This is a genomic window from Enterococcus sp. DIV0756 (genome assembly GCF_051710745.1).
Taxonomy (GTDB): Bacteria; Bacillota; Bacilli; order Lactobacillales; family Enterococcaceae; genus Enterococcus_A.
Window position 1 is genome coordinate 41466 of record NZ_JBIOLF010000001.1, and the last position, 22648, is coordinate 64113.

At 40.9% G+C, this 22648-nt stretch carries 25 protein-coding genes; 23 read left to right on the forward strand and 2 right to left on the reverse strand.

The window, feature by feature from the left end:
- Nucleotides 1-159: 159 nt before the first annotated feature.
- The 9 genes from mtnK to IGI44_RS00235 all read left to right on the forward strand — a co-directional run bounded on the left by mtnK (nucleotide 160) and on the right by IGI44_RS00235 (nucleotide 8534).
- A complete protein-coding gene (mtnK, locus tag IGI44_RS00195; RefSeq protein ID WP_438788879.1) occupies nucleotides 160-1386 on the forward strand; it encodes an S-methyl-5-thioribose kinase in 1227 nt (408 codons plus the stop codon).
- A 1-nt stretch (nucleotide 1387) separates the two neighbouring features.
- Nucleotides 1388-2443 (forward strand): S-methyl-5-thioribose-1-phosphate isomerase, encoded by a 1056-nt coding sequence (locus IGI44_RS00200; RefSeq protein WP_438785759.1) that lies wholly within the window; start codon nucleotides 1388-1390, stop codon nucleotides 2441-2443.
- 37 nt (nucleotides 2444-2480) lie between these two features.
- Complete coding sequence (locus IGI44_RS00205) at nucleotides 2481-3122, forward strand: L-fuculose-phosphate aldolase (protein WP_438785760.1); 642 nt, start codon at nucleotides 2481-2483, stop codon at nucleotides 3120-3122.
- Between the two features lie 525 nt (nucleotides 3123-3647).
- A complete protein-coding gene (locus IGI44_RS00210) occupies nucleotides 3648-4898 on the forward strand; it encodes an NAD(P)H-dependent oxidoreductase (protein ID WP_438785761.1) in 1251 nt (416 codons plus the stop codon).
- A 56-nt stretch (nucleotides 4899-4954) separates the two neighbouring features.
- On the forward strand, nucleotides 4955-5332 hold the full coding sequence (locus IGI44_RS00215) for a transcriptional regulator GutM (protein WP_438785762.1): 378 nt from the start codon (nucleotides 4955-4957) through the stop codon (nucleotides 5330-5332).
- An 18-nt stretch (nucleotides 5333-5350) separates the two neighbouring features.
- Complete coding sequence (gene srlA / locus IGI44_RS00220) at nucleotides 5351-5884, forward strand: PTS glucitol/sorbitol transporter subunit IIC (protein ID WP_016179328.1); 534 nt, start codon at nucleotides 5351-5353, stop codon at nucleotides 5882-5884.
- 13 nt (nucleotides 5885-5897) lie between these two features.
- Complete coding sequence (gene srlE, locus IGI44_RS00225; protein WP_438785763.1) at nucleotides 5898-6962, forward strand: PTS glucitol/sorbitol transporter subunit IIB; 1065 nt, start codon at nucleotides 5898-5900, stop codon at nucleotides 6960-6962.
- 28 nt (nucleotides 6963-6990) lie between these two features.
- Nucleotides 6991-7344: a PTS glucitol/sorbitol transporter subunit IIA gene (locus IGI44_RS00230; RefSeq protein WP_438785764.1), complete on the forward strand. Its 354-nt coding sequence runs from the start codon at nucleotides 6991-6993 to the stop codon at nucleotides 7342-7344.
- Between the two features lie 224 nt (nucleotides 7345-7568).
- The gene (locus IGI44_RS00235; protein ID WP_438785765.1) at nucleotides 7569-8534 is read left to right on the forward strand and encodes a sugar-binding transcriptional regulator; all 966 of its coding nucleotides are present in this window, start codon (nucleotides 7569-7571) and stop codon (nucleotides 8532-8534) included.
- A gap of 13 nt (nucleotides 8535-8547) precedes the next feature.
- Here IGI44_RS00235 and IGI44_RS00240 read toward each other — a convergent pair whose 3' ends face one another.
- A complete protein-coding gene (locus tag IGI44_RS00240) occupies nucleotides 8548-9474 on the reverse strand; it encodes an alpha/beta hydrolase (RefSeq protein ID WP_438785766.1) in 927 nt (308 codons plus the stop codon).
- Nucleotides 9475-9745: 271 nt separating this feature from the next.
- On the opposite strand from IGI44_RS00240, the gene rbsR reads away from it, so the two are divergent.
- The 13 genes from rbsR to IGI44_RS00305 all read left to right on the forward strand — a co-directional run bounded on the left by rbsR (nucleotide 9746) and on the right by IGI44_RS00305 (nucleotide 20531).
- Entirely contained in the window at nucleotides 9746-10738 is a 993-nt protein-coding gene (rbsR, locus tag IGI44_RS00245) for a ribose utilization transcriptional repressor RbsR (RefSeq protein WP_438785767.1), read from the forward strand.
- A 108-nt stretch (nucleotides 10739-10846) separates the two neighbouring features.
- Entirely contained in the window at nucleotides 10847-11752 is a 906-nt protein-coding gene (gene rbsK / locus IGI44_RS00250) for a ribokinase (protein WP_438785768.1), read from the forward strand.
- A 16-nt stretch (nucleotides 11753-11768) separates the two neighbouring features.
- A complete protein-coding gene (rbsD, locus tag IGI44_RS00255; protein WP_216409358.1) occupies nucleotides 11769-12164 on the forward strand; it encodes a D-ribose pyranase in 396 nt (131 codons plus the stop codon).
- A gap of 24 nt (nucleotides 12165-12188) precedes the next feature.
- On the forward strand, nucleotides 12189-13076 hold the full coding sequence (rbsU, locus tag IGI44_RS00260) for a ribose/proton symporter RbsU (protein ID WP_438785769.1): 888 nt from the start codon (nucleotides 12189-12191) through the stop codon (nucleotides 13074-13076).
- A 199-nt stretch (nucleotides 13077-13275) separates the two neighbouring features.
- A complete protein-coding gene (locus IGI44_RS00265) occupies nucleotides 13276-13677 on the forward strand; it encodes a hypothetical protein (protein WP_438785770.1) in 402 nt (133 codons plus the stop codon).
- Nucleotides 13678-13737: 60 nt separating this feature from the next.
- A complete protein-coding gene (locus IGI44_RS00270) occupies nucleotides 13738-14040 on the forward strand; it encodes a DUF5960 family protein (protein WP_438785771.1) in 303 nt (100 codons plus the stop codon).
- 192 nt (nucleotides 14041-14232) lie between these two features.
- Nucleotides 14233-14562, forward strand: coding sequence for a hypothetical protein (locus tag IGI44_RS00275; protein WP_438785772.1), 330 nt, complete (start codon nucleotides 14233-14235; stop codon nucleotides 14560-14562).
- 10 nt (nucleotides 14563-14572) lie between these two features.
- The gene (locus IGI44_RS00280; protein ID WP_438785773.1) at nucleotides 14573-14887 is read left to right on the forward strand and encodes a hypothetical protein; all 315 of its coding nucleotides are present in this window, start codon (nucleotides 14573-14575) and stop codon (nucleotides 14885-14887) included.
- 158 nt (nucleotides 14888-15045) lie between these two features.
- Complete coding sequence (locus IGI44_RS00285) at nucleotides 15046-15381, forward strand: PTS lactose/cellobiose transporter subunit IIA (protein WP_438785774.1); 336 nt, start codon at nucleotides 15046-15048, stop codon at nucleotides 15379-15381.
- The gene (locus IGI44_RS00290) at nucleotides 15374-16768 is read left to right on the forward strand and encodes a glycoside hydrolase family 1 protein (RefSeq protein WP_438785775.1); all 1395 of its coding nucleotides are present in this window, start codon (nucleotides 15374-15376) and stop codon (nucleotides 16766-16768) included. The genes IGI44_RS00285 and IGI44_RS00290 overlap by 8 nt, the downstream gene beginning before the upstream one ends.
- 211 nt (nucleotides 16769-16979) lie before the next feature.
- Entirely contained in the window at nucleotides 16980-17270 is a 291-nt protein-coding gene (locus IGI44_RS00295; protein ID WP_102872034.1) for a PTS sugar transporter subunit IIB, read from the forward strand.
- A 6-nt stretch (nucleotides 17271-17276) separates the two neighbouring features.
- On the forward strand, nucleotides 17277-18581 hold the full coding sequence (locus tag IGI44_RS00300; protein ID WP_438785776.1) for a PTS sugar transporter subunit IIC: 1305 nt from the start codon (nucleotides 17277-17279) through the stop codon (nucleotides 18579-18581).
- 93 nt (nucleotides 18582-18674) lie between these two features.
- Nucleotides 18675-20531 (forward strand): BglG family transcription antiterminator, encoded by a 1857-nt coding sequence (locus IGI44_RS00305; protein WP_438785777.1) that lies wholly within the window; start codon nucleotides 18675-18677, stop codon nucleotides 20529-20531.
- A gap of 52 nt (nucleotides 20532-20583) precedes the next feature.
- On the opposite strand, the gene IGI44_RS00310 is transcribed toward IGI44_RS00305, so the two are convergent.
- Nucleotides 20584-21747: a NupC/NupG family nucleoside CNT transporter gene (locus tag IGI44_RS00310; protein ID WP_438788881.1), complete on the reverse strand. Its 1164-nt coding sequence runs from the start codon at nucleotides 21745-21747 to the stop codon at nucleotides 20584-20586.
- 224 nt (nucleotides 21748-21971) lie between these two features.
- On the opposite strand from IGI44_RS00310, the gene IGI44_RS00315 reads away from it, so the two are divergent.
- Nucleotides 21972-22610 (forward strand): GntR family transcriptional regulator, encoded by a 639-nt coding sequence (locus IGI44_RS00315; protein ID WP_438785778.1) that lies wholly within the window; start codon nucleotides 21972-21974, stop codon nucleotides 22608-22610.
- Nucleotides 22611-22648 lie beyond the last annotated feature (38 nt).

A 22648-nucleotide genomic window follows, 5' to 3' on the forward strand; every position in this document is an offset into this window, starting at 1 on the left:
ATGATATGCGTACGAAAGTAAAATCATTTTTCACGTTTTCCGAAAAATGAATGCATCAACAATGAGCTAGCTGTCAGTTTTTCTTCCTGCTTTAGCAGGAAGAAAAAAGAATATAGCAATATGGAGTTAGCTGGGAAAATGAATGAACGAGGCGATAATATGAAGCTTACACCGAAGGAATCGGCAGTGTATCAAGAGCATTTTTTAATGGATAGCGAAACGGTCAAACGCTATGTCGTGGAAAGGTTGGGCGCTTTTCCCGCAGAGGCGCCAATCGAGGTAACGGAGATTGGCGACGGCAATATCAACTATGTTTTTCGAGTGGTGAATCAGACAACCAATGAAAGTTTGGTTATCAAGCAGGCGGATGTCCTGCTACGTTCTTCTGGTCGACCACTGGATATTGAACGGAATCGGATCGAAGCAGAGATTTTGCGACTACAAAATGAATTGGCACCGCAATTTGTGCCGCAGGTGTATTATTATGATCAGAAAATGTATGCTTTGACGATGGAGGATGTCTCGGCGTATCAAAATATGCGCTATGAATTGATCGAGAAGCATATTTTTCCTGCTTTTAGCGAAGAAATTGCGGAATATTTGGCCCGTACGCTACTGTTGACGAGTGATTTAGTCTTAGCCCGTGATGTGAAAAAGCAGCGAGTCAAAGCGTTTATCAATCCTGAGATGTGCGATATTAGCGAAGATTTGGTGTTTACTGAACCTTATAATGATTACAAGAAACGGAATATCGTGACAGCGGGCAACGAACGCTTCGTGGCAGAAAATCTATATGAAAATGAACCGTTGCAGGTAGAAGTCGCATTGCTGCGCAATAATTTTATGAATAATGCACAAGCATTATTACATGGCGACCTGCATACAGGATCGATTTTTATCAATCAAACAGGTTTGAAAGTGATCGACCCCGAGTTTGCCTTTTATGGACCAGCAGGATATGATATCGGCAATGTCTTGGCGCATCTTTATTTTCCAATGATCAAAAATTTGCTTGATCCGACGAGTGATCGAGAATTTCATCAGTGGAGTAAACAGATGATTAGAGAAGTGTATGATAAAGTTCAAGTAAAATTGGCTGAATATTATGATGAAGCGGTGACTTTTTCGTTATATCGCAATCATACTTTTAAAGATACGATGCTGCAAGGAATCATGGCAGATGCGGCAGGTTATGCTGGAACGGAAATTATTCGCCGTGTGGTAGGGGATTCGAAGGTCAAAGAATTGTCCTTAGTTTCAGCGGAGAAAAAAATCGCTGCTGAACGAATGTTACTAAAACTGGGCATCCAATTAATTATCAATCGTAAACACATTACCTGCGGCAATCAGTTGATTGACGGAATTACTGAACTAGAGGGTGAATAAATTGGAAAGACAAGATTATACGATGCCAACATTGCTGCAATATGAAAATGTTGCATGGTACGAGAATGGGAAAGTGCGTATTTTGGATCGGCGAATCTATCCGACGCGAGTAGAATTTGTGACGTGCGAGACGCATCAAGCAGTGGCGCAGGCAATCACGGATATGGTTACGCAAAGTGCTGGCCCATACACTGCGGCAGGCATGGGCATGGCATTAGCAGCTGAGGAAAGTAAGACGATGGAGCCAGAGGATCAAGTCGCTTATCTAAAAAAAGCTTCCCATACGATCGCCAATGCGCGTCCAACAACTGCGAACCGGATGACGCTGATCACAGAAAAATGTGTGAAGGTGGCAGAGCAGGCGTTGGAAAAAGGGGAAGATCCGACCGAAGCGATCAAGCAAAATACGATTGATTCTTTGAATCGCCGATATTACACGATGGATCAGGTGGCAAAATACTTGATTGAAAAAATTCCGGATAACGGGACTGTTTTGACTCAGTGCTTCGGCGAAACGATTATTGGCATGCTGCTGCGAGAAGCGATTGAACAGGGCAAAACACTGCGCTTCTATTGCGCAGAGACGCGTCCATATTTACAAGGTGCGCGACTGACAGCCAGTTGCTGTGCTGAAATGGGCTTTGACACCACCGTTGTTTCTGATAATATGATCGCCTATTTAATGGAACATGAAAAAATTGATCTATTTACTTCGGCGGCAGATACGATCGCTCAAGATGGATATATTGCTAATAAAGTCGGAACGTATCAAATTGCGATCTTGGCACAACGGTTTGGTATTCCTTACTTTGTTACGGGTATTCCAGATACGGATAAAGAAAGTCACGATAGCATCAAAATCGAGATGCGAAATCCTGAACAGGTGATGGAGTTGAATGGGATCAAGCATACTTTAGATGGCGTCAAAGCTATTTATCCATCCTTTGATATCACCCCGCCGGAATTAATCGGCGCAGTCGTGACAGATCGCGGAATTTTTTCTCCCTATGATCTGAAACGCTATTGCAAAGAACAGCCGGGAAATAATTTCTATTGATTGGATGTCAGTCCGAAATATGAATTAGGAGCAGAAAATGAAGCATTTAAAAGAACGCGAACAAATCGTTGAATACGGAAAAAAGCTTATCACTGAAAAATTGACTACTGGAACGGGTGGGAATATCAGCATTTATTTACCTGAAGAAAACGCAATGCTGATCAGTCCAAGCGGTATTCCTTATTTTGAAACAGAACCGGAAGACATTGTATTAATGGATCTTCACGGTAATGTATTGGAAGGCGATCGTAAACCATCAAGCGAGTATGATCTTCATAGTATTTTTTACGCGAATCGTTCAGACGTGCGCGCAGTCGTCCATACCCATTCAGAATACGCAACGACGTTTGCTTGCCTGCAGCAGGAAATTGAACCGTTGCATTATATTATTGGTTCTGTTGGTGAGAAAATTCGTTGCTGCGAATATAAAACCTTCGGCACGCGTGAATTAGCCGAAGAAGCCTTCAACTTTATTCATGAAGATAACGGTATTTTGTTAGGTAATCATGGTGTTTTGACCATTGGTTCTGATTTATCCAGCGCGTTTGGTGTCGCAAAAGATATTGAGTTCCTTGCGAAGCTCGATTATCGTGCTCGCTGTATTGGAACACCGAAACTACTAAATCAAGAACAAATGAAAGAAGTCCTAGAGAAGTTCGAAACCTATGGACAACAATAAGCAAACCGCTACTTTGACACGAGTCAGAGTAGCGGTTTTTGTTTTTCACATCAATAAATTAGAGGAAGATTAAATGCAAAAATTATTGTTTGATTATTCACAATTAAAACAGTCTGTGAAAAACTTTAATTGGTCTAATCTTTTTAAATAGCTGAGCTACTAGTCTACTTACTCCTTTATTTCTTAAATAGATTGTGAATAAACCTTCATGAATATACCTTTTTTTATTATATTTCTAAACTAGAAAAATTCATTCCATTCTTACATTAGTTATTTTAAGAATGTGTAATAATTACCGACTTATTTTTAAAATTATTTCAACATAATAGGAGGAAATTTTATGATACTGATATATCACGTTTTTTACGGTTGTTTTTACTTTTGTAACATATGTTCCAATTGATGGAAAATGATAGTTTGTGAAAAGAAAGCGTTGACATAGATTGCGCTGGTGTTATACTAAAAGTGATTTAAGGCATATGTCAAAAGCTTTGTCATATGTCAAAAAAGTATGGAGGGGTAACAATGACACTTTATGGGAAGCTTTTGGAAAGAGAAAGAAATGGCGCACCGATCAAAGTTGGGGTAATTGGTGCAGGTCAAATGGGTTTTGGGATGATTGCTCAGATTTCAACGATTCCAGGAATGGCAGTGACCGGGATCAGTGATATCAATAAGGAGGCCGCGCAACGTGCAGCGGATGCTTATAATGCAAGTGCAGAGAAAAAAGTGGATATCTTAGTCAGCTCAGATTTTAAAGAAATCATTCATTCAGACAAGGTAGAAGTTATTGTTGATGCGACAGGCGTCCCAGAAGTTGGTGCCCAAATTTCGCTGGAAACCTTATTAGCGAAAAAACACATTGTTCTGCTAAATGTGGAAGTGGATATCACGATCGGACCATTGATGAAGAAAATGTACGACGCAGCAGACCTAGTATACACAGGTTCTGATGGGGATGAGCCAGCTGCAACGACAGAATTGTTTGAATTCGCGAAAAGCATGGGAATGGAAGTTTTAGTTGCTGGTAAAGGGAAGAACAACAAGTTGAAGGTCGGTGCAAATCCAGATACTGCTCAAGCAGAGGCGGATTCTAAACAAATGTCTAGCCACATGTTGGCGGCTTTCCAAGATGGTACGAAGACGATGGCTGAAATGAACCTATTATCTAATGCGATCGGCTTTATTCCTGACAAAGTCGGAATGCATGGGATCAGCGGAGATGTCGATTCTGTCGTTAAGGATTTAGATTTGAAGGAAAACGGCGGTATCTTAGATAAATATGGTGTTGTTGAATATGTTGACGGCTTGGCGCCAGGCGTGTTCGTAATCGTTAAAGGTCAAAATGACGGTGCGCGTCATGAATTAAGCTATTTGATGAAGAAGGGCGATCGTGACCATCACATTCTCTACCGTCCATACCATTTAGCTAGTTTAGAAACACCGATCACGATTGCAAAAGCGGTCTTGAATCACGACCATGCCATTGTCCCGTTAGGCGCTCCGATTTCAGAAACTGTTGCGGTAGCGAAGAAAGATATCAAAGCGGGTGAAAAAATCGATGGCATCGGCGGTTATTGCGTACGCGGTGTGTTAGAAACTCACGCGGATCTGGTGAAAAACAACAATGTACCAATCGGTTTAGTTGGCGGCTCTTCTGTTGCGAAGCGCGACATTAAAGATGGAACGTTCCTAACCTATGATGATATTGAGATTGATGAATCAACGACGGTTTATCGTTTACGGAAACTTCAAGATTCAACGTTTGGTGATTAAGGCAAATTTAAAGCAGATGAGGATACCCTTGTCTGCTTTTGGAGAGGATGTAGCTTATGAGTGGCTTAGTAATTGTTTTGATCGTTTTGATGCTTAGTCAAAGCCTGTTAAGCATTGTTCAGGTGAAATATTATCAGCGGTTTATTAAGAAGATCACGACAGAACAAGCAGGCACGGAGTATGAGTTTTATACCGAGGTAGTGAAGGGAAAACTTTTACGAGCGATCGTTGCGGTAGTCGTGGATGCTGACGGAAAAGTTATTCAATGTTATGTCTGTAAAGGATTGACAATCTTTGCCCGTTTTAAAGAAGAGCATTCCTATAGGGGAACACAATTAGTTAATTACTGTAACGTCGCAAAAGAAAAGGGAGCTTCACAAACAGAGAAAGCATTATCGCAAATTTATACACGGAAATTGGAAGCGGTTACCTAAAAAGAGGAGGATTTTATAATGAAATATATCGAATGGGCAGGGAAAAACTTTATTGGTATGTTTGAAGCCGGCGGTGAACAGTTCATGGGTTACATGACTGGAATCGTCCCACTTTTGATTGTACTTTTAACATTTACTTATTCTGTTATTGCATTTATTGGTGAAGAACGTGTAGATAGAGCGATCCGCTATTGTTCGAAATACATGATTCTGCGTTATTCTTTAATGCCGATTTTGGCTGTTTTGATGTTAACGAATCCGATGGCCTATACCTTTGGGAAGTTTGTTAAAGAAGAAGAAAAACCAGCGTTCTACGATGCAGCTGTTTCTTTTGTCCATCCAGTTACCGGGTTGTTTCCGTATGCGAATGCCGGAGAGCTTTTTGTTTACTTAGGAATCGCCAATGGTGTAACGAAGGCCGGATTCAGTCAATCGAGTTTAGCTGTGCGTTACTTCCTAGTAGGGATCGTGGTTATTCTGATTCGCGGGATCGTAACAGAAAGACTAACGAAATTCATGATGGCTAGAGAAGCGAAGAAAGCGACTGCGTAAAGGAGGAATCGTAATGTACAAAACAGTATTTGTAAAACCTGGAAATAAAGGCTGGGGTGTTGGTCTGACATTAGTTCCATCGGAGCAAAAAAATAAAGTTGTTTCTGTTACAGGCGGCGGGATTCATCCGGTTGCGCAACAAATCGCTGATTTAACTGGTTGTGTGGCATGTGATGGGTTTAAAAATCAAATACCAGAAGATGAAACCTTATGTGCCGTGATTGACTGCGGCGGGACGGCTCGAATCGGTGTGTATCCGATGAAGCGGATTCCAACAGTCGATGTATTGCCATCATCACCATCAGGGCCACTGTCTAAACATATAACTGAAGATATTTTTGTTTCAGGAGTTCGCCCAGAAGATGTGTCTATTTTAGAAGAGGCAAATCTTGAAGATCGTCAAATGGCTGCGGTAAATCATGCCCATGCGCAGGATGCAGAATCGGCAGCAACTACTGAAAAAATCGTTACTGAAGGACGTGAGTCTGAAGAAGAGTTCAGAGAAAGATATTCAAAAATTAAAGAAGAGCATAAAGAAGAACAAGCGAAAAAAGACAGTTTCTTAGTTCGTTTCTCTCGTGGGATTGGCGGAGTTATGAGTACTTTCTATCAATCTGGTCGGGATGCGCTAGATATGTTACTGAAAAATATTATCCCATTCATGGCCTTTATTAGTATGATCGTCGGAATTATTAACTACACCGGTGTCGGCGATTGGTTGGCGAAAGTTCTTTCACCACTTGCAGGGTCCTTACCAGGAATGATTGCGTTGGCTTTAATCTGTAGTATTCCGATCTTGTCACCAATCTTAGGTCCAGGAGCGGTAATCTCACAGGTTATCGGGGTATTGATTGGTACGCAAATCGCTAATGGCTCAATTCCTGTCCAATACGCTTTACCGGCATTGTTCGCGATCAATGCACACGTAGGTTGTGACTTTATACCGGTAGGGTTATCATTAGGAGAAGCAAAACCGGAAACGGTAGCAATCGGGGTTCCCGCGATTTTATATGGTCGGATGTTGACTGGTTTTACTGCCGTGATCTTGGCATGGTTGGCTAGTTTCGGAATGTATTAAAAATTGTTTGAATGGAGCGAATGGATTAATGGTAAAAACCAAAATTATTGAAATTGGCAGTATGGTGCCAGCATTTGAGGAAGAACGCTTAGTTATTTTGTTTGGTCCTTCTGCAACCGCAGAATTAAGAGATATTTGTGTCATTCATGAATTTGAGGGCACACCCAAGGATGCATTAAAAGTCGGTGGAAAAATCAAATTTGGCGATCAAGAGTTTACGATCGAAGAAGTAGGGTCACAAGCGAATACAAATTTTGAAGAATTAGGACATATTTCAATTTATTTTCGTAATGCGATCGGAGAAATTCTGCCAGGAGCAATCATTGTTAGTCCAGGCGTTTTTCCAAGTTTTGAAGTCGGTGGCGTAATCGAGATTATTTAAACATAAGGTCGAGGGTGTGCCAAAACAGGTCAGCCTCGACCTTTTGAGTGTTTCATAAAAGGGCCGGACTTGGGAAAATGGTTCCTATGAAACGCCCGAAAGTTTTTAATGTGCGAGTCAAGTTTGATTCAAAGTATTTCTGTTAGGATTTTTGGACTTGCAGGGGGGTAAGATCAACCGTATAGTGGATAAGAGCAAAAGTTGTTCAGAGGATGTGATCGGAAATGGCTATAAAACAAAAACATAATCGTGACATCGTTAAAGTGGCCACAATGTATTACAAGAAGAATTTGAAGCAGTCAGAGATCGCGAAACATTTAGGAATCTCGCGTTCGTTAGTTTCAAAGTATTTGAATGATGCGAAAAATGAAGGTATCGTCGATATTTTTATTAAAAGTGAAAGTGCCTATTCCATCGAACTAGAACTGGCTTTAGAAGAAACTTTTGGGCTGAAAAATGCCGCAGTTTTGGATACCAGCAGCCTGCGGAAGGATGAGATCGAACGTTTATTAGTCCAAACAGCGATCACTGCTTTTAAAAAAGAAATTGCAAAAGCGCAAACGATTGGACTTTCCTGGGGGAAAATGCTGCGGGGGATCGTGGATGAGTATCCTTACGAGAACCATGCGGATGCGACAATTATTCCGTTGATCGGCGGATTGGGCTCAGAGCTGGTGGATGTTCATTCTAATCAACTGGCCTATGATTTGTCGAAAAAACTGCGGGCAAAATGTAAGTATTTGTATGCACCAGCGTTAGTCGATAATGCATTTATCAAAAAGAGTTTGATCGAAAATGAAGGCATCCGTGATGTCTTGGAAGCCGGGAAAAATGTTGATTTTGCAATTGTCGGGATCGCTAGTCCGTTTTCTAAAAACAATACGATGACGGAAATCGGTTATGTTGATCAGCAGGATATTGATGAGCTGGAAAAACTAGCGGTAATCGGAGATGTCAATTCGAAATTTATTGATCAAAATGGACAGGAAGTTGCCTGTGAGATCAATGAAAATGTCATCGGTCTCAGTGTTGACGATGTTCGTAAAATTTCGAATGTGGCCGTTGCCTGCTATGAGGAAAGTAAAAAGGAAGTGCTGTATGTGGGGACGAAAACAAAGATTTTTACCCATATTACAGTAACGGATAGCTTAGCGGAATACTTATTAGAGCGAGCAAAAAACGAGACTTGAACGTCTCGTTTTTTTATGGGACATATTTTTTCAGAAACGCGGTGACCTTTTGCTGATACATGGCTGGATCGCTGCTTAATGCCTCTGCATGCTTCGCTCCATGAACAACATATTTTTCTTTTGGTCCTTTCGTCGCTTGATAAACTTCGTCCAACATCGAATAAGGAACAAAATCGTCCTTGTCTCCGTGAATGAAGAGCATTGGGCGCGTATTCTTGTTCAACTGCTTGATAGTATCTGCCTCGCCGAAGAAGTAGCCAGCACGGATCTTTGTTACCATACTTGTAACTGGGATCAGTGGGAATGGCGGCAAATTAAACATCTGTTTCAATTGATAGCTTAATTCTCCATTGACGGAGCTGTAGCCACAATCTTCCACGATAGCTTTGACATTGTCTGGTAATTTTTCACCGCTAGTCATCATAACAGTGGCAGCTCCCATACTGACGCCATGAAGGACAACTTCTGAATGAGGATCTTGCTTGACGATACGATTGATCCATTGTAGATAGTCCTTTCGTTCCGGCCAGCCAAAACCGATATAATCGCCTTCGCTTCTGCCGTGACCGCGAGCATCCGGCATCAATACATTGTATCCGAGGTCATGATAGATTTTAGCATACTGCGGCATATCGGAAGCTTGCCCCATATAGCCATGGGCAATGATAACTGTTTTGTGCTGCTCTTTTTCAGCCGGTAGATAATAAGCAGACAGTTTCAACCCATCCGTTGAAGTCAGTTGCCAGTCTGTGCGATTATTTTTATTGTTAAACCAGTCCTCAGCGGCAATCAATTCCGCCGACTTTTTATCTGAACCCTCAGCTAAGAAATCTTTTTTTGCTGGAACTACCGCATAGGAATAAAAATAATTTCCAGCTGCGATCAGTACAATCACTAAGATTAGGACGATGCCTAAAATGATTTTCGTTAATTTGTTCATTTTTTTCCTCCTACCAATGCATCATAAGAAGTATAAGAAAATTTTCGACTCATAGCAAGTTCACAAACTGCCGTATTTACAGTGGGGAACATTCATGAGAAAATGTAGCAGAGTTTAGAGCAGGATGTCAGTTCTGCTTTTCCCAGCTAAAAAAGTACGAGCGATATACCTGAATTATTAAGCTTGAGCAGTTTAGCAGAATGATATACGGAGCGAAAAAAAAGTGATTTTTGAAAAGAATATCACCTTATTATGAGCGAGGAGTAATCAAATGAAAAACAAGAAAGTCACGATTAAAGACGTTGCGAAGCAATCTGGTGTCTCAATCGCAACGGTTTCCCAGATTTTAAATGGCAACGATCAAAAATTCAGTCCTAAAACGGTCGAAAAAGTACAGGCAGCTAAAACAGCACTGAATTATGAACCTGATTATTTTGCTCGCCGTATGATCATGAAAAAAAGTAAAACAATCGGTGTCTTGGTTCCTGATATCACTAATCCCTTTTTTAGCACCTTGGTGCGGGGCATCGAAGGTGTTTTATACCGTGAGAATTTTGTGACCATGTTGTGTAATGCGGATTTGGATACAAAAAAAGAAACGGATTATCTGGAAGAGCTGAGCCGTCGTGGAGTCGATGGTTATATCATCGCCAGCTCCGCGATTTCCAATCAAGCCATCAATGATTCCCTGCGGAAAAAGAATCTGCCTTATATCGTTTTGGATCAAAAGAAAGCGGAGGGCTTTAGTGATGCGGTCTTAACCGATGATTTTTACGGCGGAAAACTCGCAGGTGAACATCTAAGTCAGTTAGGTCATCGAAGAGTAGCGGTTGTCTTGCCGGAAGGTGCAACAGAAAACATCCAGACGCGGTTGACAGGCTTTCGCGAAATTTATCCGGATACTATCCTGATCCATGGCGAGTTGTCTAAAAATGGCGGACGCCAAGCGGCCAAAGAAATCATTAAGACAGAAGCAACTGCAATTTTTGCGATCAATGATGAATTGGCTTTTGGTCTTTATTTAGGTCTGGCTGATCTGGGGAAGAAAATTCCAGAAGATTACAGTGTCATCGGATACGATAATATCGATATGTGCGAATATGTGACGCCGCAGCTGACGACGATCGCGCAGCCAATCTATGAGTTAGGTCAAACAACGGCAGAATTGTTACTGGAAAGAATCGAAAAGCCTGAGAAGCATTGGGAAGAAAAGACCTTGCCGGTTCAACTAATTGAACGTTTTTCAGCAGCACACTTGAAATAGCTTTCAAGCTGTGCTATATTTTTGGTGTCGAATTAAAACGTTTTAATAAAACGTTTTAATTTCAAAACAAATGAATGAGTCTAACAAATAAGAAGTGGAGTGAATAAAATGAATACGATTACAGTTATTGGGAGTATCAATCTTGACCGTACAATTCGTGTAAAACAAATGCCAAAGCCTGGTGAAACGATGCATACGAAGGAAATTTTTTCTGCTGGCGGAGGCAAGGGCGCCAATCAAGCCGTTGCAGCAAAACGTTCTGAAGCAGTTACGAATTTTATCGGAGCAATCGGCAACGATGAAGCTGGCGAAATGATGCGGGAGCTTTTATCAGAAGAGGGCATCGAATTAGCTGGCGTACAAACCTTGGAAAAGCAAGCAACCGGGCAAGCGTACATCATCGTGGATGATCAGGGTGAAAACAGCATCATGATCCATTCGGGTGCCAATAATGCTTTCACACCAAAACAAGTTCAAGCGCATGCGGATCTAATCAAAGCCAGTGATTTTGTTGTTGCACAATTTGAAAGCACTTTAGAAAGCACGATCGAAGCCTTTACGATTGCTCGGGAGGCTGGGGTAAAAACGATTCTAAATCCGGCTCCAGCTTTAGAAAATGTTCCTGAGGAATTATTGAAGGTTACCGACATGATTATTCCAAATGAAACGGAAACTGAAATTTTAACGGGAATCAAAGTGACGGATGAAGCCAGCTTAAAAGCCGCAGCCGATCATTTGCATCAGCTAGGGATTGAAGCGGTGATCATTACTATCGGCAGCAAAGGCGCCTTTTATGATGTGCAAGATCGCAACGGCATCGTACCCGCATTCAAAGTCAATGCAGTGGATACAACAGCGGCCGGCGATACCTTCATTGGTGCGATGAGCAGTGTTTTAAAGAAGGATTTCAGCAACTTGGAGCAAGCGATCGAATACGGCAATCAAGCTTCTTCGCTAACCGTTCAACGCTTCGGTGCACAACCATCGATTCCCTACAAAAATGAATTAAAGTAATGAAAGGATCTTTAGCATGAAAAAAAGTAAAGTTATTAACTCAGATATTTCACGTGTGATCGCACAAATGGGTCACTTTGATCAATTAAGTATTGGCGATGCCGGTATGCCGGTTCCCATGACAACTGAAAAAATCGATTTAGCAGTCGATAACGGCATTCCAAGCTTTATGGATGTCTTGAACAATGTACTGGAAGAATTGGAAGTTCAACGTATTTATTTAGCCGAGGAAATCAAAACGGAAAATCCTGACATGTTGAAAAAAATTCAAGAACGTTTACCTGAAACCCCTGTGACATTTATTCCTCATAGTGAGATGAAGGCAGCGCTGCATGATAGCCATGCGTTTATTCGGACTGGTGAAATGACTCCTTATGCGAATATTTTATTGGAGAGCGGCGTCGTATTTTAAAAATTGTCACAAGGAGGAATAATCATGAATACAACAGCAATCTTAATCGGACTAGGACCGTTGCTTGGTTGGGGGCTTTACCCAACCATCGCATCAAAAATCGGCGGCCGTCCAGTGAATCAAATATTGGGCTCAACTTTAGGAACGTTGATTTTTGCCTTCGTTTTTGCATTCGTTAACGGAATAAGCTTTCCAACTGGAATGGATCTAGTCTTTTCGATCCTTTCAGGTGTTGGTTGGGCGATTGCTCAAATCATTACCTTTCAGTCCTTTACACTGATCGGCTCTTCACGGGCGATGCCGATCACAACGGCCTTTCAACTCTTAGGAGCATCATTATGGGGTGTTTTTGCATTAGGTGATTGGCCAGGAATGAACGCCAAATTATTAGGCGGTTTTGCTTTGATCCTGATTATCTTAGGTGCATGGATGACGGTTTGGACAGAAGAAAAAACACAGGAAAAAGCCAACGTCTTAAAGAAAGCAGTTCTCTTATTAGCCGTCGGTGAGATCGGCTACTGGGCTTATTCCGCTGCTCCGCAAGCAACGAATATTGATGGGATGCATGCATTTCTACCACAAGCGATCGGAATGCTTCTAGTTGCGCTTGTTTATTCAGTGATGTTAAGTGTGAAGGACAAAGAAAAATCAGCACTTACAGAAGCAGTATCCTATAAGCACATTTTTTCCGGTTTCTTTTTCGCCTTTGCGGCATTGACCTATTTGATCTCTGCACAACCGAATATGAATGGGTTAGCAACAGGGTTCATCTTGTCTCAAACGTCCGTTGTTTTAGCAACGTTGACGGGGATCTGGTTCTTAGGTCAAAAGAAAACCAAAAAAGAATTGACCGTTACGATCATTGGATTGGTACTGATCTTAGCTGCCGCTGCGATGACGGTAATGATTTAAAAAAATTTTTCAAATGGTGTAAAAAGTAGGTTGCAAGCTATGAAATTTTAGCTTACAGCCTATTTTTTTGCTAAATCTGGGTTCAAAAATATCTCACGAGATAAATAAAATAAGAAATTCTTATGCGAATGCTATAATCAAAAATGGAAGAAAGCACATCGATTCGTAAAAGATATGTGCGGCAGAAAGAAGGAAGAATATGAAGCTGACAGTCTCGTTAGATCTTTTAGAAAAAGAATTCTATTATGTTTCGCCGGTCAAGCCTGTATCGACTGTTCCGTTGATTTATGCGACTTTTTTAGCAGAAAAAGCTCAAGTGGCTTATACAACGGAGAATGAGGCGAAATTCGCGCGCAAGGTCGAACGTTCATTCAAAGCGGCTTTCCATGAGATTGTGGATGTAAATCGGGAGTATTCTGATGCGTTGGATCAGGATCGGCTATTAGCACCACAGGAGCATTTGACGAATCAAGCAAAATTGATTGATTCAGTAATTGCAGCAACCCAAAAATATCCAGAACTCCAGCTGATTCGCGTCGAGCTTGCAGGCAGTTGGCCGGTCTATCAAACAGAAGCCGGTCAATTAGATTTAGCAGAGTAAGCGTGTAACTTTAGCAAAGCAGCTAGAGATGTTACAGTTTAAATTGAAAGGGTGAAGAAAATGGAACTCACATATTTTGAAGGACAAGCAGTATTTTTAGAGGATTATCAGAAAGTTGCTAAGGCAGCAACGATTGATCAGCAACAAGTAATCGATGAGGTAATGGAACAATTGAACAAGCCAACACCGGATGATCAGCTTTATTACATTTTACCTGGTGATAAAACGGCTAATGGGCAAGCAGTCCGATTTCCCTTCCGGAAAGAATTGATCGCAATGGATGAAGATGCAACAGTTTCAACACAATTTTTCTATGAAGGATCACCATATGAATACGAAGTTTTAGAAGAAGAACAACGCTAATACGCAAGGCTTTCAAGTTTAAACGCTTGAAGGTCTTTTTTTGACTTGCTTTAAAAGTAGAAGCTGGTATGATAGATACAATATGGTTTGTTATTTTTTAGCAAGAATGGGAGGTGATGGTCTTGCATGATCGATTAGCAGCAGGGCTATTTCCTGCAAGCAATGAATTAAAACTGAAAGGGAGTTAATGAATTGTTTATTCTTGAAAAGAAAGCGGAACCAGCGCAACAAATATGGACACACATCAAACGTCACTATCAGGGGGAGAAAGTAGCGGTTGTTGGAGTGAAGAAGCAATTGCCACAGACCTTCTTACGAAACAAGCAGGTTATTTTTTATGAAAGTTTGACTGGATGCTCTTTGTTAGAAGAAGGAAAACGATTTTTAGAAAAATTTTCAAAAGATTATTCTGCTTTTGTTTTTTACTTAGATTGTCCAAAAGAAGTAGCAGAAAAGTTTATTGAAGCAGGGCGTTCTTTAGGTGTTAGAGTAACGGTTACAATGGAAGAAAAGGTAGCTTAAAAAGTCGCTTATGTGGAAAAAGGTCATTCGACAAGAGACAGTTCAACATACGATTTTACGAAGTGGCTTGCGACTTATGCATCAGCAGTCTTGGTATCAAAATAAGGAAAGAAAAGTATTGCTAGAATTATCTGAGCAACTGCAGCATGTGATGCAGTTACATTTAGAGACCGAAAATTTAGTCATAGGTGTCCCCGGCTTTGGAAAAGAAGTCACACTATTAGAAGTGGATGAATCAACATTTGTTCCGCATCATAAAATAGAACAAGTCGTTGAATCTGCCGAAGGATACTTCATTAAGTTAAAAGTAATAAAAACCATCTAAAAGTAGTCGCACAGCTGTGCGGCTCTTTTTTTAATGGAAATTATGCTAGTACGGATTTTGAAGAAAAGGAATTTCCACTTCAATGTGGAAAATAAAAAATTTAACTCGTTTAGAAAACGCTTTATAGTTGGATTATAGAAAACGAGGAGGGAGTTTACTTGGAAGAAGCACGAATGGGAACAGAAATGGATTCGATGGCCATCATTTTACATGCAGGCAATGCAAAAAGTGATTCCTACGAAGCGTTGCAGTCAGTAAAACAAGGAGATTTTAAAACTTTTGAAGAAAAATATCAATCAGCTAAAAGTGAAATTCGAATGGCACATAAGGCACATGCAGAGATGCTTCGCAGACTTTCAGCTGAAGAGCGCATGGATGAAGTAGATCTTTTACTAGTACACGCAGAAGGGCATTTAACATCAACGGATATCGCAGTGGACATGATTGGTGAATTTGGCGAGTTATATAAGTGGAAGGAGACTATTAATGGATAAAAATTTTTTGTGGGGCGGCGCAACAGCTTCTTATCAGTGTGAGGGTGCATGGGATGTAGATGGAAAGGTCGAATCAATGTGGGATCGCTATTTACATGAGAACGATTTGGAAAATGGCGATGTTGCCAGTGACCATTATCATCGTTTTGAAGAGGATATTCGGATGATGAAAGAAGGCGGACAGAATTCTTATCGCTTTTCACTTTCATGGCCACGTATCATTAAAAACAAAGAAGGTGAGATCAACGAAAAGGGCATCGCTTTCTATCAACGTTTACTAGATGCTTGTCATAAATACGATATCGAACCATTCGTGACGATCTATCATTGGGATCTTCCTCAGTATTGGGAAGAAGAAGGTGGCTGGCTGAATAATAAAGTGGCTTACGCTTTTGAGCATCTTGCAAAGGTTTGCTTCGAGCATTTTGGGGATAAGGTACGCAACTGGACAACCTTTAATGAACCGAAATGGTTTATTGCCAACGGCTATTTCATTGGAAATTATCCACCAGGTTTGCAGGATGTACAAAAGACAATGGTTGGAGCGTACAATGTGATGTTGGCTAGTGCGCTAGGCGTTAGGGCTTTTAAAGCAGGAAATTATCCTGGTCAGGTGGGGATCGTTCATAGCTATACACCAGTTAATGGGGTTGATGATACGATCGAAACAAGGGTCGCGATGCGCTATGCAGATAATTATTGCAATAACTGGATTTTAGACACGGCGGCTTTAGGTGAGTTCCCAATTGATCTAGTAGCTAAGCTGGCGGAAGATTACGATATCAGCTTCATGAAAACCGAAGAACTAAGGATCATCAAAGAAAATACCGTCGATTTTATCGGACTAAATTATTATGCACGCACATTAGTGAAACCTTATACCGGAGGCGAAACACAGTTGGTGTTCAATCATTCCGGGAAAAAAGGTGAGAGTAAGGTTGTTATTAAAGGTTGGTTTGAACAGGTGAAGGACCCTAACAGTGAATTTACTGCATGGGATACTGAAATCTATCCAAAAGGCTTACAGGATGGCTTGCTTGAAGCGTGGGATCGCTATCACTTGCCGATCTATGTGACTGAAAATGGTGTTGGCGTTAGAGAAGATGTGACCGTCGATCAAGTAAACGATGATTACCGAATTTCATTTATGAATGATCACATTAACGCTATTATGAATGCGATGGATCAAGGTGTGGATATTCGTGGCTACTATGCATGGGCATCGTTTGACTTATACTCATGGAAAAATGGTGTGGAGAAACGCTATGGCTTAGTTGCAGTTGATTTTGAAAAGGAACAAATCAGAAAACCAAAAGCTTCCTATTATTGGTTCAAGGACATCATTGAAAGCAATGGCGAGAAAATCCAAAGAAGAGCATTTGAATAGAATACGACTCTGGTAGAAAAAATAAATCCATTAATCTGAAAAAGGATGCCAGTCCAACTTTTCCCAGTCTGTTTAGCTAGTGATAAAAAATAGCATTAAAATCAACAAAAAGCTTGGAACAACATAGTTGGATGGTATACGGCATGAAAATCAGACTTATTTTTCTGGAAGAAAAATAAATCCATTAATCTGAATAAGGAGAGACGAGAAAATGAAAAAAATCATGTTGGTTTGTAACGCGGGAATGTCAACCGGGATGTTAGCGAAAAAAATTGAGGCAGCGTCAGATCATACTTTAGAGGTTAGTGCCTATAGTGAATCTGAATATCAAGATTTTCTAGAGGGTGTGGATCTTGTATTGATCGGTCCGCAAATTCGCTTCTTAAAACCGCAGATCGAAGCGGCGGTTGATGTGCCGGTTGAGGCGATCTCACCAATGAAATACGGAATCATGGATGGTAAAGGCGTGTATGAGGATATCAAGAAATTGATTGGAGGATAAGTAGTCATGGGATTTAGTACATTTAGCGATACGATGGATAAATACATCTCACCATTAGCAAATAAATTGAGTCAGCAACGCCATTTAAAGGCTACCCGAGATGCCTTTATGTCTATGCTGCCGATCACCTTGTTTGGATCGATTCCGATTATTTTGAATGCACCGCCAGTGACTGAAGATACGAAAAATGGTTTCCTGCTGGCTTGGGCAAGCTTTGCTGAGAAAAACGGCTTAGTTTTGAACTGGATCAGCGGTGTGACCTTGAGTGCCATGGCCTTGTTTATCTGTGTTGGGGTGACCTATTTCTTGTGTCGCCATTATAAAGAAGATGTGTTACGACCAATGATGTTTGCTCTAGTTGGTTTCCTAATGCTAGTATTGACGCCATTGAAAATGGGCTGGGACGGCAAAGAAGTTGAAATCAGCTTTTTGGATGGCCGAGGAATCTTGCTGTCACTCTTTGTGGCAATCGTTACAGTAGAAGGCTATCATTGGATGCGCAAAAGAAATATCGGACGGATCAAGATGCCAGATAGTGTTCCTGCGTCCCTTTCAGAGACGTTCGCTGCTTTGGTTCCTGGGCTGGTTTTAATGACGTTCTTTTCAGTGATCTTCATCATTTTCCATGCCTTCGATACGACAGCCGTTCAATTCTTGTATAATATTATGGCGCCGAGCTTCAAGGCTGCCGACAGCTTACCGTTTACGATCATCAGTGTCTTTTTGATTCATTTGTTCTGGTTCTTTGGTATTCACGATGCGGCCTTGGCCGGAATTTTAGGACCAATCCGCGATGGCAATCTATCGATTAATGCGGCGGAAAAAATGGCGGGTGCTGATCTAAGCAATATTTTCACGACACCTTTTTGGACTTATTTCGTCATTATCGGCGGTTCAGGTTCTGTGTTAGCCTTAGCCTTTTTAATGATGCGTTCGAAGTCTAAGCAGTTGAGTACGGTTGGAAAAATTGGTTTGATTCCTTCCTTCTTTGGTATTTCAGAACCAATGATTTTTGGGACGCCGTTAATGCTAAACCCGATTTTCTTCTTCCCGTTCATCTTTACTTCGGTCTTTAATGCGGTGGTTACCTATCTATGTATGTCGTGGGGGATCGTCGGAAAAACCTTCGCTGTCTTCTCTTGGCAGATGCCGTCACCAATCGGGGCATTTTTATCTACGATGGATTGGCGAGCAGTTGTTTTAGTATTGATTTTAATTGTTCTTGATGGGATCATGTACTATCCATTCTTGAAAGTCTACGAAAAAAATCTTGTTCAATTAGAAAAAGAGAGCGAGTCAGAATCAGCATGATGTTATAATAAAGCGTAGAGGGTTGAGCCCTCTATGCTTTTATTGGGGTATTTAATAAAGCAAAAGCCACTTATTTTACAGGAGGGATCCCTAGTGAATATTTCTCACAGGCAAGAAAAAATTCTAGAGAAATTGTCCCTAAATCAACAACCTTCTACTGCGGGTCAGCTGTCAAAAGAGCTGGGTGTTTCTTCAAAGACGATACGGAATGATATTCAACAACTAAACCAACTTTCGGAGCTGCCGCTTGTTCTTTCAAAGGCGGGATCGGGGTTCTTTTTAAATCCAGAGAACACCTTGTTTCAACAAGTAAAATTGGAAAAACAACCAGCGAATATTTCTTTTGAGTTGCTGGCACGTTTATTAGATCAAAAATCTTGTGATTTTTACGAATTAGCCGACGAGTTTTTTATCAGTGAGTCCACCCTTGATCGAATGGTTAGAGAATTGAATGGATTAATTGCCAAGAATGACCAGCGGCTTTTGATTAAGCGAAAGCAAAATCAATTATTTATCGAAGGCGATGAAGCTGCTAAACGTCGAATTTTTACGTTATTTTTAAATCAGGAAATTGAGACCAATAAATTGAGTTTAGACAATTATTCAGATTACTTTGAAGAAATTGATTTAGCGAAATTATCTAAAACGGTTGTTCAAGTCCATCAAGAAGAGGGCTTTGCCATCAATGATTTCTCGACGATTTCATTTATTTTGCATCTCGCGGTATTGTTAGAGCGAGTGAGCAAAAAAAGCTATTTGAATGCTTCTCAGAGCGTATTGGAAAAGAACCAGAGCTGGCTGTTGACGCTGGCGATGGTTAAACGCTTAGAGGAGAGCTTTGATGTTGAGATCCCAGAAAAAGAATATGCCTATATTTATCGTCTCTATTCTGGCTCGCTTGTTTCTGACGAGGATTTAGCTGATAAGGAGTTAAAAAAGGTTATTGAAAGCTTACTAGCCAGTATTGATTCGATTTTTTTGATTGATTTTACTCAAGACGAGAAAATCAATGACTACCTATTGACGCATGTTTCGGCTTTATACAAGCGTTCTGCCCATCAGCAATATTTAGTGAACCCATTATTGGATGAAATCAAAAGCAAGTTTCCTTTTGTGTATAACGTAAGTGTTTATGCGTCGGGATTTCTTCAAGAGAAGCTAGACATTCAATTTCCAGAAGACGAAGTGGCTTATCTTTCCTTGCACTTTCTTTCAGCTTTGGAAAATATTCGTGCCCATAAGAAAAAGCGGATTTTACTAGTCTCACCTTATGGTGTGGGAAATCAACGAGTTGTAAGGAATCAGTTGAATAAGATCCAAGACTTCGATATCGAGCTGTCTGTTGCCGAATCGATTTTTGCTGTGACAAGTGAAATAACAGAAGACAAGTCGATGATTTTAACAACGGAGCCTTTGGAGCTGAAAACAACCATTCCGATCTATCGTTATGAAGCCTTTTTGACAGAGGCTGATTTGGGAAAGATCCAGCAGATCTTGATCGCAGAAAATCAAACGCCCTCTGTTTTAGCGACATTTCTCAAGGAAGAGTTATTTTTCCCGCAAAAAGAGTTCACCAACAGAGAAGAAGTGATTCAATTTCTTTGTCAGGAATTATACCAAAAAGATTACTGTGAGAAGGATTATGTGGAAAAGGTCTTAAAGCGCGAGGCATTATCAAGTACGGCGTTTGGCGATTTTTACGCGCTGCCTCATGCCATCAAACGTGAAGCAAAGAAAAATGCGGTAGCGATCTGCTCATTGGCAAAACCGGTGCAGTGGAAGGAAAAGAAGGTTAAGCTGGTTTTGCTGTTAGCGCTTAAGGAGGAACGGGATAATTCCTTTGAACAGCTGTTTGAAGAGCTCGTACAGATGTTAAGCGATGCTTCTCAGGTGAAAAAACTGGCGAAGCAAACCACATTTCGAGATTTTATGGAGCTTTGCTCAAATTGACAAAAAACAACCGTCAAGCCCCATTTATGCTGGATCTTGACGGTTGTTTTAGTTAAAAGATCAAACCTGTAATAATAGCGCTCAGGAAACTGACCAGACTGGCACTTAGTAAGATTTTCAACCCATGTTTAGCAACTAAATTGCCTTTTTCTTCATTCAAGCCCTTCATGGCACCGGAAATGATTCCGATGGAGGAGAAGTTGGCGAAGGAAACTAAGAAAACAGAAATGATCGCTGTCGTACGAGGGGAGAAGTTCCAACTTCCTTTGGCTAATTCTGTCATGGCAACAAACTCATTTGTCACCAGTTTCGTGGCCATCAAACTCCCTGCATCGACTGCTTCATTCCAAGGAATCCCCGTAATGAACGCTAATGGAGCGAAGACATAACCTAAAATTTCTTGGAAGGTTAGACCAGTGATTTTGGCGAAGATGAAATTGATCATGGCGATCAACGCCACAAAACCGATCAGCATCGCTGCCACAGTGATCGCTACATGGAAGCCGTCCAAGATATATTCCCCCAACATTTGGAAAAAGGTCTGTTCCTTATCCTCTTCAATCACCAATTCGTCATCTGCCAATTGATAGGGGTTAATGATCGATGCGATGATGAAGCCGCCGAATAAATTCAACACAAGCGCAGTGATTACATAACGTGGCTGGATCAGCGCCATGTAGGACCCAACGATCGACATCGAAACCGTAGACATCGCCGAGATACTCATGGACGTCAAACGTTGTTCAGTCAAAGAAGGAAGTTCCTTTTTAATGGAAATAAAAACTTCTGATTGACCTAAAATCGCTGAAGCGATTCCGTTGTAGGATTCCAGTTTGCCCATGCCGTTGATTTTGCTAAGACCCAAACCGACTCCTTTCATAAAGAGCGGTAAAATCTTGATGTAACGCAAAATTCCGATGATTGCAGAAATGAAGACGATCGGCATCAAGACATTTAAGAAGAAAGGGAAACTGCCTTTGTTGGCGATTCCGCCAAAAACAAAATCAACCCCAGAGCCAGCAAACCGCAGGAGTGCATCAAACACACCAGCTAAACCACTAACAATCGTTGTTCCTACAGTTGTTCGCAATAAAATAAAACCTAGTAAAAACTGCAAAACCAGCATAATCACAATCGGGGAATAACGAATCTTTTTCCGATCACTGCTGATTATGAAACTTAATGCTAAAACAAGGACCAACCCAATAATACCCATGATAAAATGCAAAAAATCACTCCTAAATCAAAAAATAATCTGACACAGCTTAGCTTATTTTTAAAATTTTTGCGAAAGATACCCTCTTAAAAAAAGCCTCTATGAACAAATTCTAAAAACGAAAGCACTAACATCTTCATCTTTGAGTAATTCCGATGATTACAGCTTTTCCTAAAAAAATGTGCTATGCTTGGAAAGAATTCTGCAGAAAAAGAGGGATCGAGATGGAAGGGGAAAACAAGAAGCGTATCTTGCTGCCGCGTTATCAGCAAGTAGCAGTAGAAATCGCTGAACGAATCGCTGACCAGCGCTATCAGGTAGGGGAAAAAATTCATGCACGTTCAACGCTAGCTAGTAATTTTAACGTTTCTCCCGAGACGGCGCGTAAGGCGATCAATGTGTTGGTTGATCTTGGAATTATGGAAGTGCGGCATGGCAGCGGCGCATATGTCCTATCACGGGAAAAAGCCAAAGTCTATTTTGAAAAATATCAAGATGTTCAATCGGTTCAAGAAATAAAAAATGAGCTTCAAGAAAGTGTTGAGAAACAAAAAAAAGAACTGGAGCATGTGAGCCAACTATTGAATCAATTACTTGCTCAAACCAAGCGGGTTCATAATGTTGCCCCTTTCGTTCCTTATGAATTAACCTTAACTGATCAGGCGATTCATTTGGATAGTACGGTTAATGACTTAAATATTTGGCACGAGACTGGTGCTACGATTATCGCGATCCAACAAAAGGATGAATTACTGTTATCCCCCGGCCCATATGCGAAAATTTGTGCAGGTGATACGCTGTTTTTTGTTGGTGATGAGCTGGTATTGCAACGAATGCAGCATTTGTTTTATCCAGAAAAATAACTCAATCATGAAAGAAGGCCTGGACCTTCTTTTTTTGT

What these genes read in the sequence shown, in the direction of transcription:
- mtnK (WP_438788879.1), top strand. Translation starts at nt 160, where the DNA reads ATGAAGCTTACACCGAAGGAATCGGCAGTGTATCAAGAGCATTTTTTA.
- IGI44_RS00205 (WP_438785760.1), top strand. Translation starts at nt 2,481, where the DNA reads ATGAAGCATTTAAAAGAACGCGAACAAATCGTTGAATACGGAAAAAAG.
- IGI44_RS00210 (WP_438785761.1), top strand. Translation starts at nt 3,648, where the DNA reads ATGACACTTTATGGGAAGCTTTTGGAAAGAGAAAGAAATGGCGCACCG.
- IGI44_RS00215 (WP_438785762.1), top strand. Translation starts at nt 4,955, where the DNA reads ATGAGTGGCTTAGTAATTGTTTTGATCGTTTTGATGCTTAGTCAAAGC.
- srlA (WP_016179328.1), top strand. Translation starts at nt 5,351, where the DNA reads ATGAAATATATCGAATGGGCAGGGAAAAACTTTATTGGTATGTTTGAA.
- srlE (WP_438785763.1), top strand. Translation starts at nt 5,898, where the DNA reads ATGTACAAAACAGTATTTGTAAAACCTGGAAATAAAGGCTGGGGTGTT.
- IGI44_RS00230 (WP_438785764.1), top strand. Translation starts at nt 6,991, where the DNA reads ATGGTAAAAACCAAAATTATTGAAATTGGCAGTATGGTGCCAGCATTT.
- IGI44_RS00235 (WP_438785765.1), top strand. Translation starts at nt 7,569, where the DNA reads ATGGCTATAAAACAAAAACATAATCGTGACATCGTTAAAGTGGCCACA.
- IGI44_RS00240 (WP_438785766.1), bottom strand. Translation starts at nt 9,474, where the DNA reads ATGAACAAATTAACGAAAATCATTTTAGGCATCGTCCTAATCTTAGTG.
- rbsR (WP_438785767.1), top strand. Translation starts at nt 9,746, where the DNA reads ATGAAAAACAAGAAAGTCACGATTAAAGACGTTGCGAAGCAATCTGGT.
- rbsK (WP_438785768.1), top strand. Translation starts at nt 10,847, where the DNA reads ATGAATACGATTACAGTTATTGGGAGTATCAATCTTGACCGTACAATT.
- rbsD (WP_216409358.1), top strand. Translation starts at nt 11,769, where the DNA reads ATGAAAAAAAGTAAAGTTATTAACTCAGATATTTCACGTGTGATCGCA.
- rbsU (WP_438785769.1), top strand. Translation starts at nt 12,189, where the DNA reads ATGAATACAACAGCAATCTTAATCGGACTAGGACCGTTGCTTGGTTGG.
- IGI44_RS00265 (WP_438785770.1), top strand. Translation starts at nt 13,276, where the DNA reads ATGAAGCTGACAGTCTCGTTAGATCTTTTAGAAAAAGAATTCTATTAT.
- IGI44_RS00270 (WP_438785771.1), top strand. Translation starts at nt 13,738, where the DNA reads ATGGAACTCACATATTTTGAAGGACAAGCAGTATTTTTAGAGGATTAT.
- IGI44_RS00280 (WP_438785773.1), top strand. Translation starts at nt 14,573, where the DNA reads ATGTGGAAAAAGGTCATTCGACAAGAGACAGTTCAACATACGATTTTA.
- IGI44_RS00290 (WP_438785775.1), top strand. Translation starts at nt 15,374, where the DNA reads ATGGATAAAAATTTTTTGTGGGGCGGCGCAACAGCTTCTTATCAGTGT.
- IGI44_RS00295 (WP_102872034.1), top strand. Translation starts at nt 16,980, where the DNA reads ATGAAAAAAATCATGTTGGTTTGTAACGCGGGAATGTCAACCGGGATG.
- IGI44_RS00300 (WP_438785776.1), top strand. Translation starts at nt 17,277, where the DNA reads ATGGGATTTAGTACATTTAGCGATACGATGGATAAATACATCTCACCA.
- IGI44_RS00310 (WP_438788881.1), bottom strand. Translation starts at nt 21,747, where the DNA reads ATGGGTATTATTGGGTTGGTCCTTGTTTTAGCATTAAGTTTCATAATC.
- IGI44_RS00315 (WP_438785778.1), top strand. Translation starts at nt 21,972, where the DNA reads ATGGAAGGGGAAAACAAGAAGCGTATCTTGCTGCCGCGTTATCAGCAA.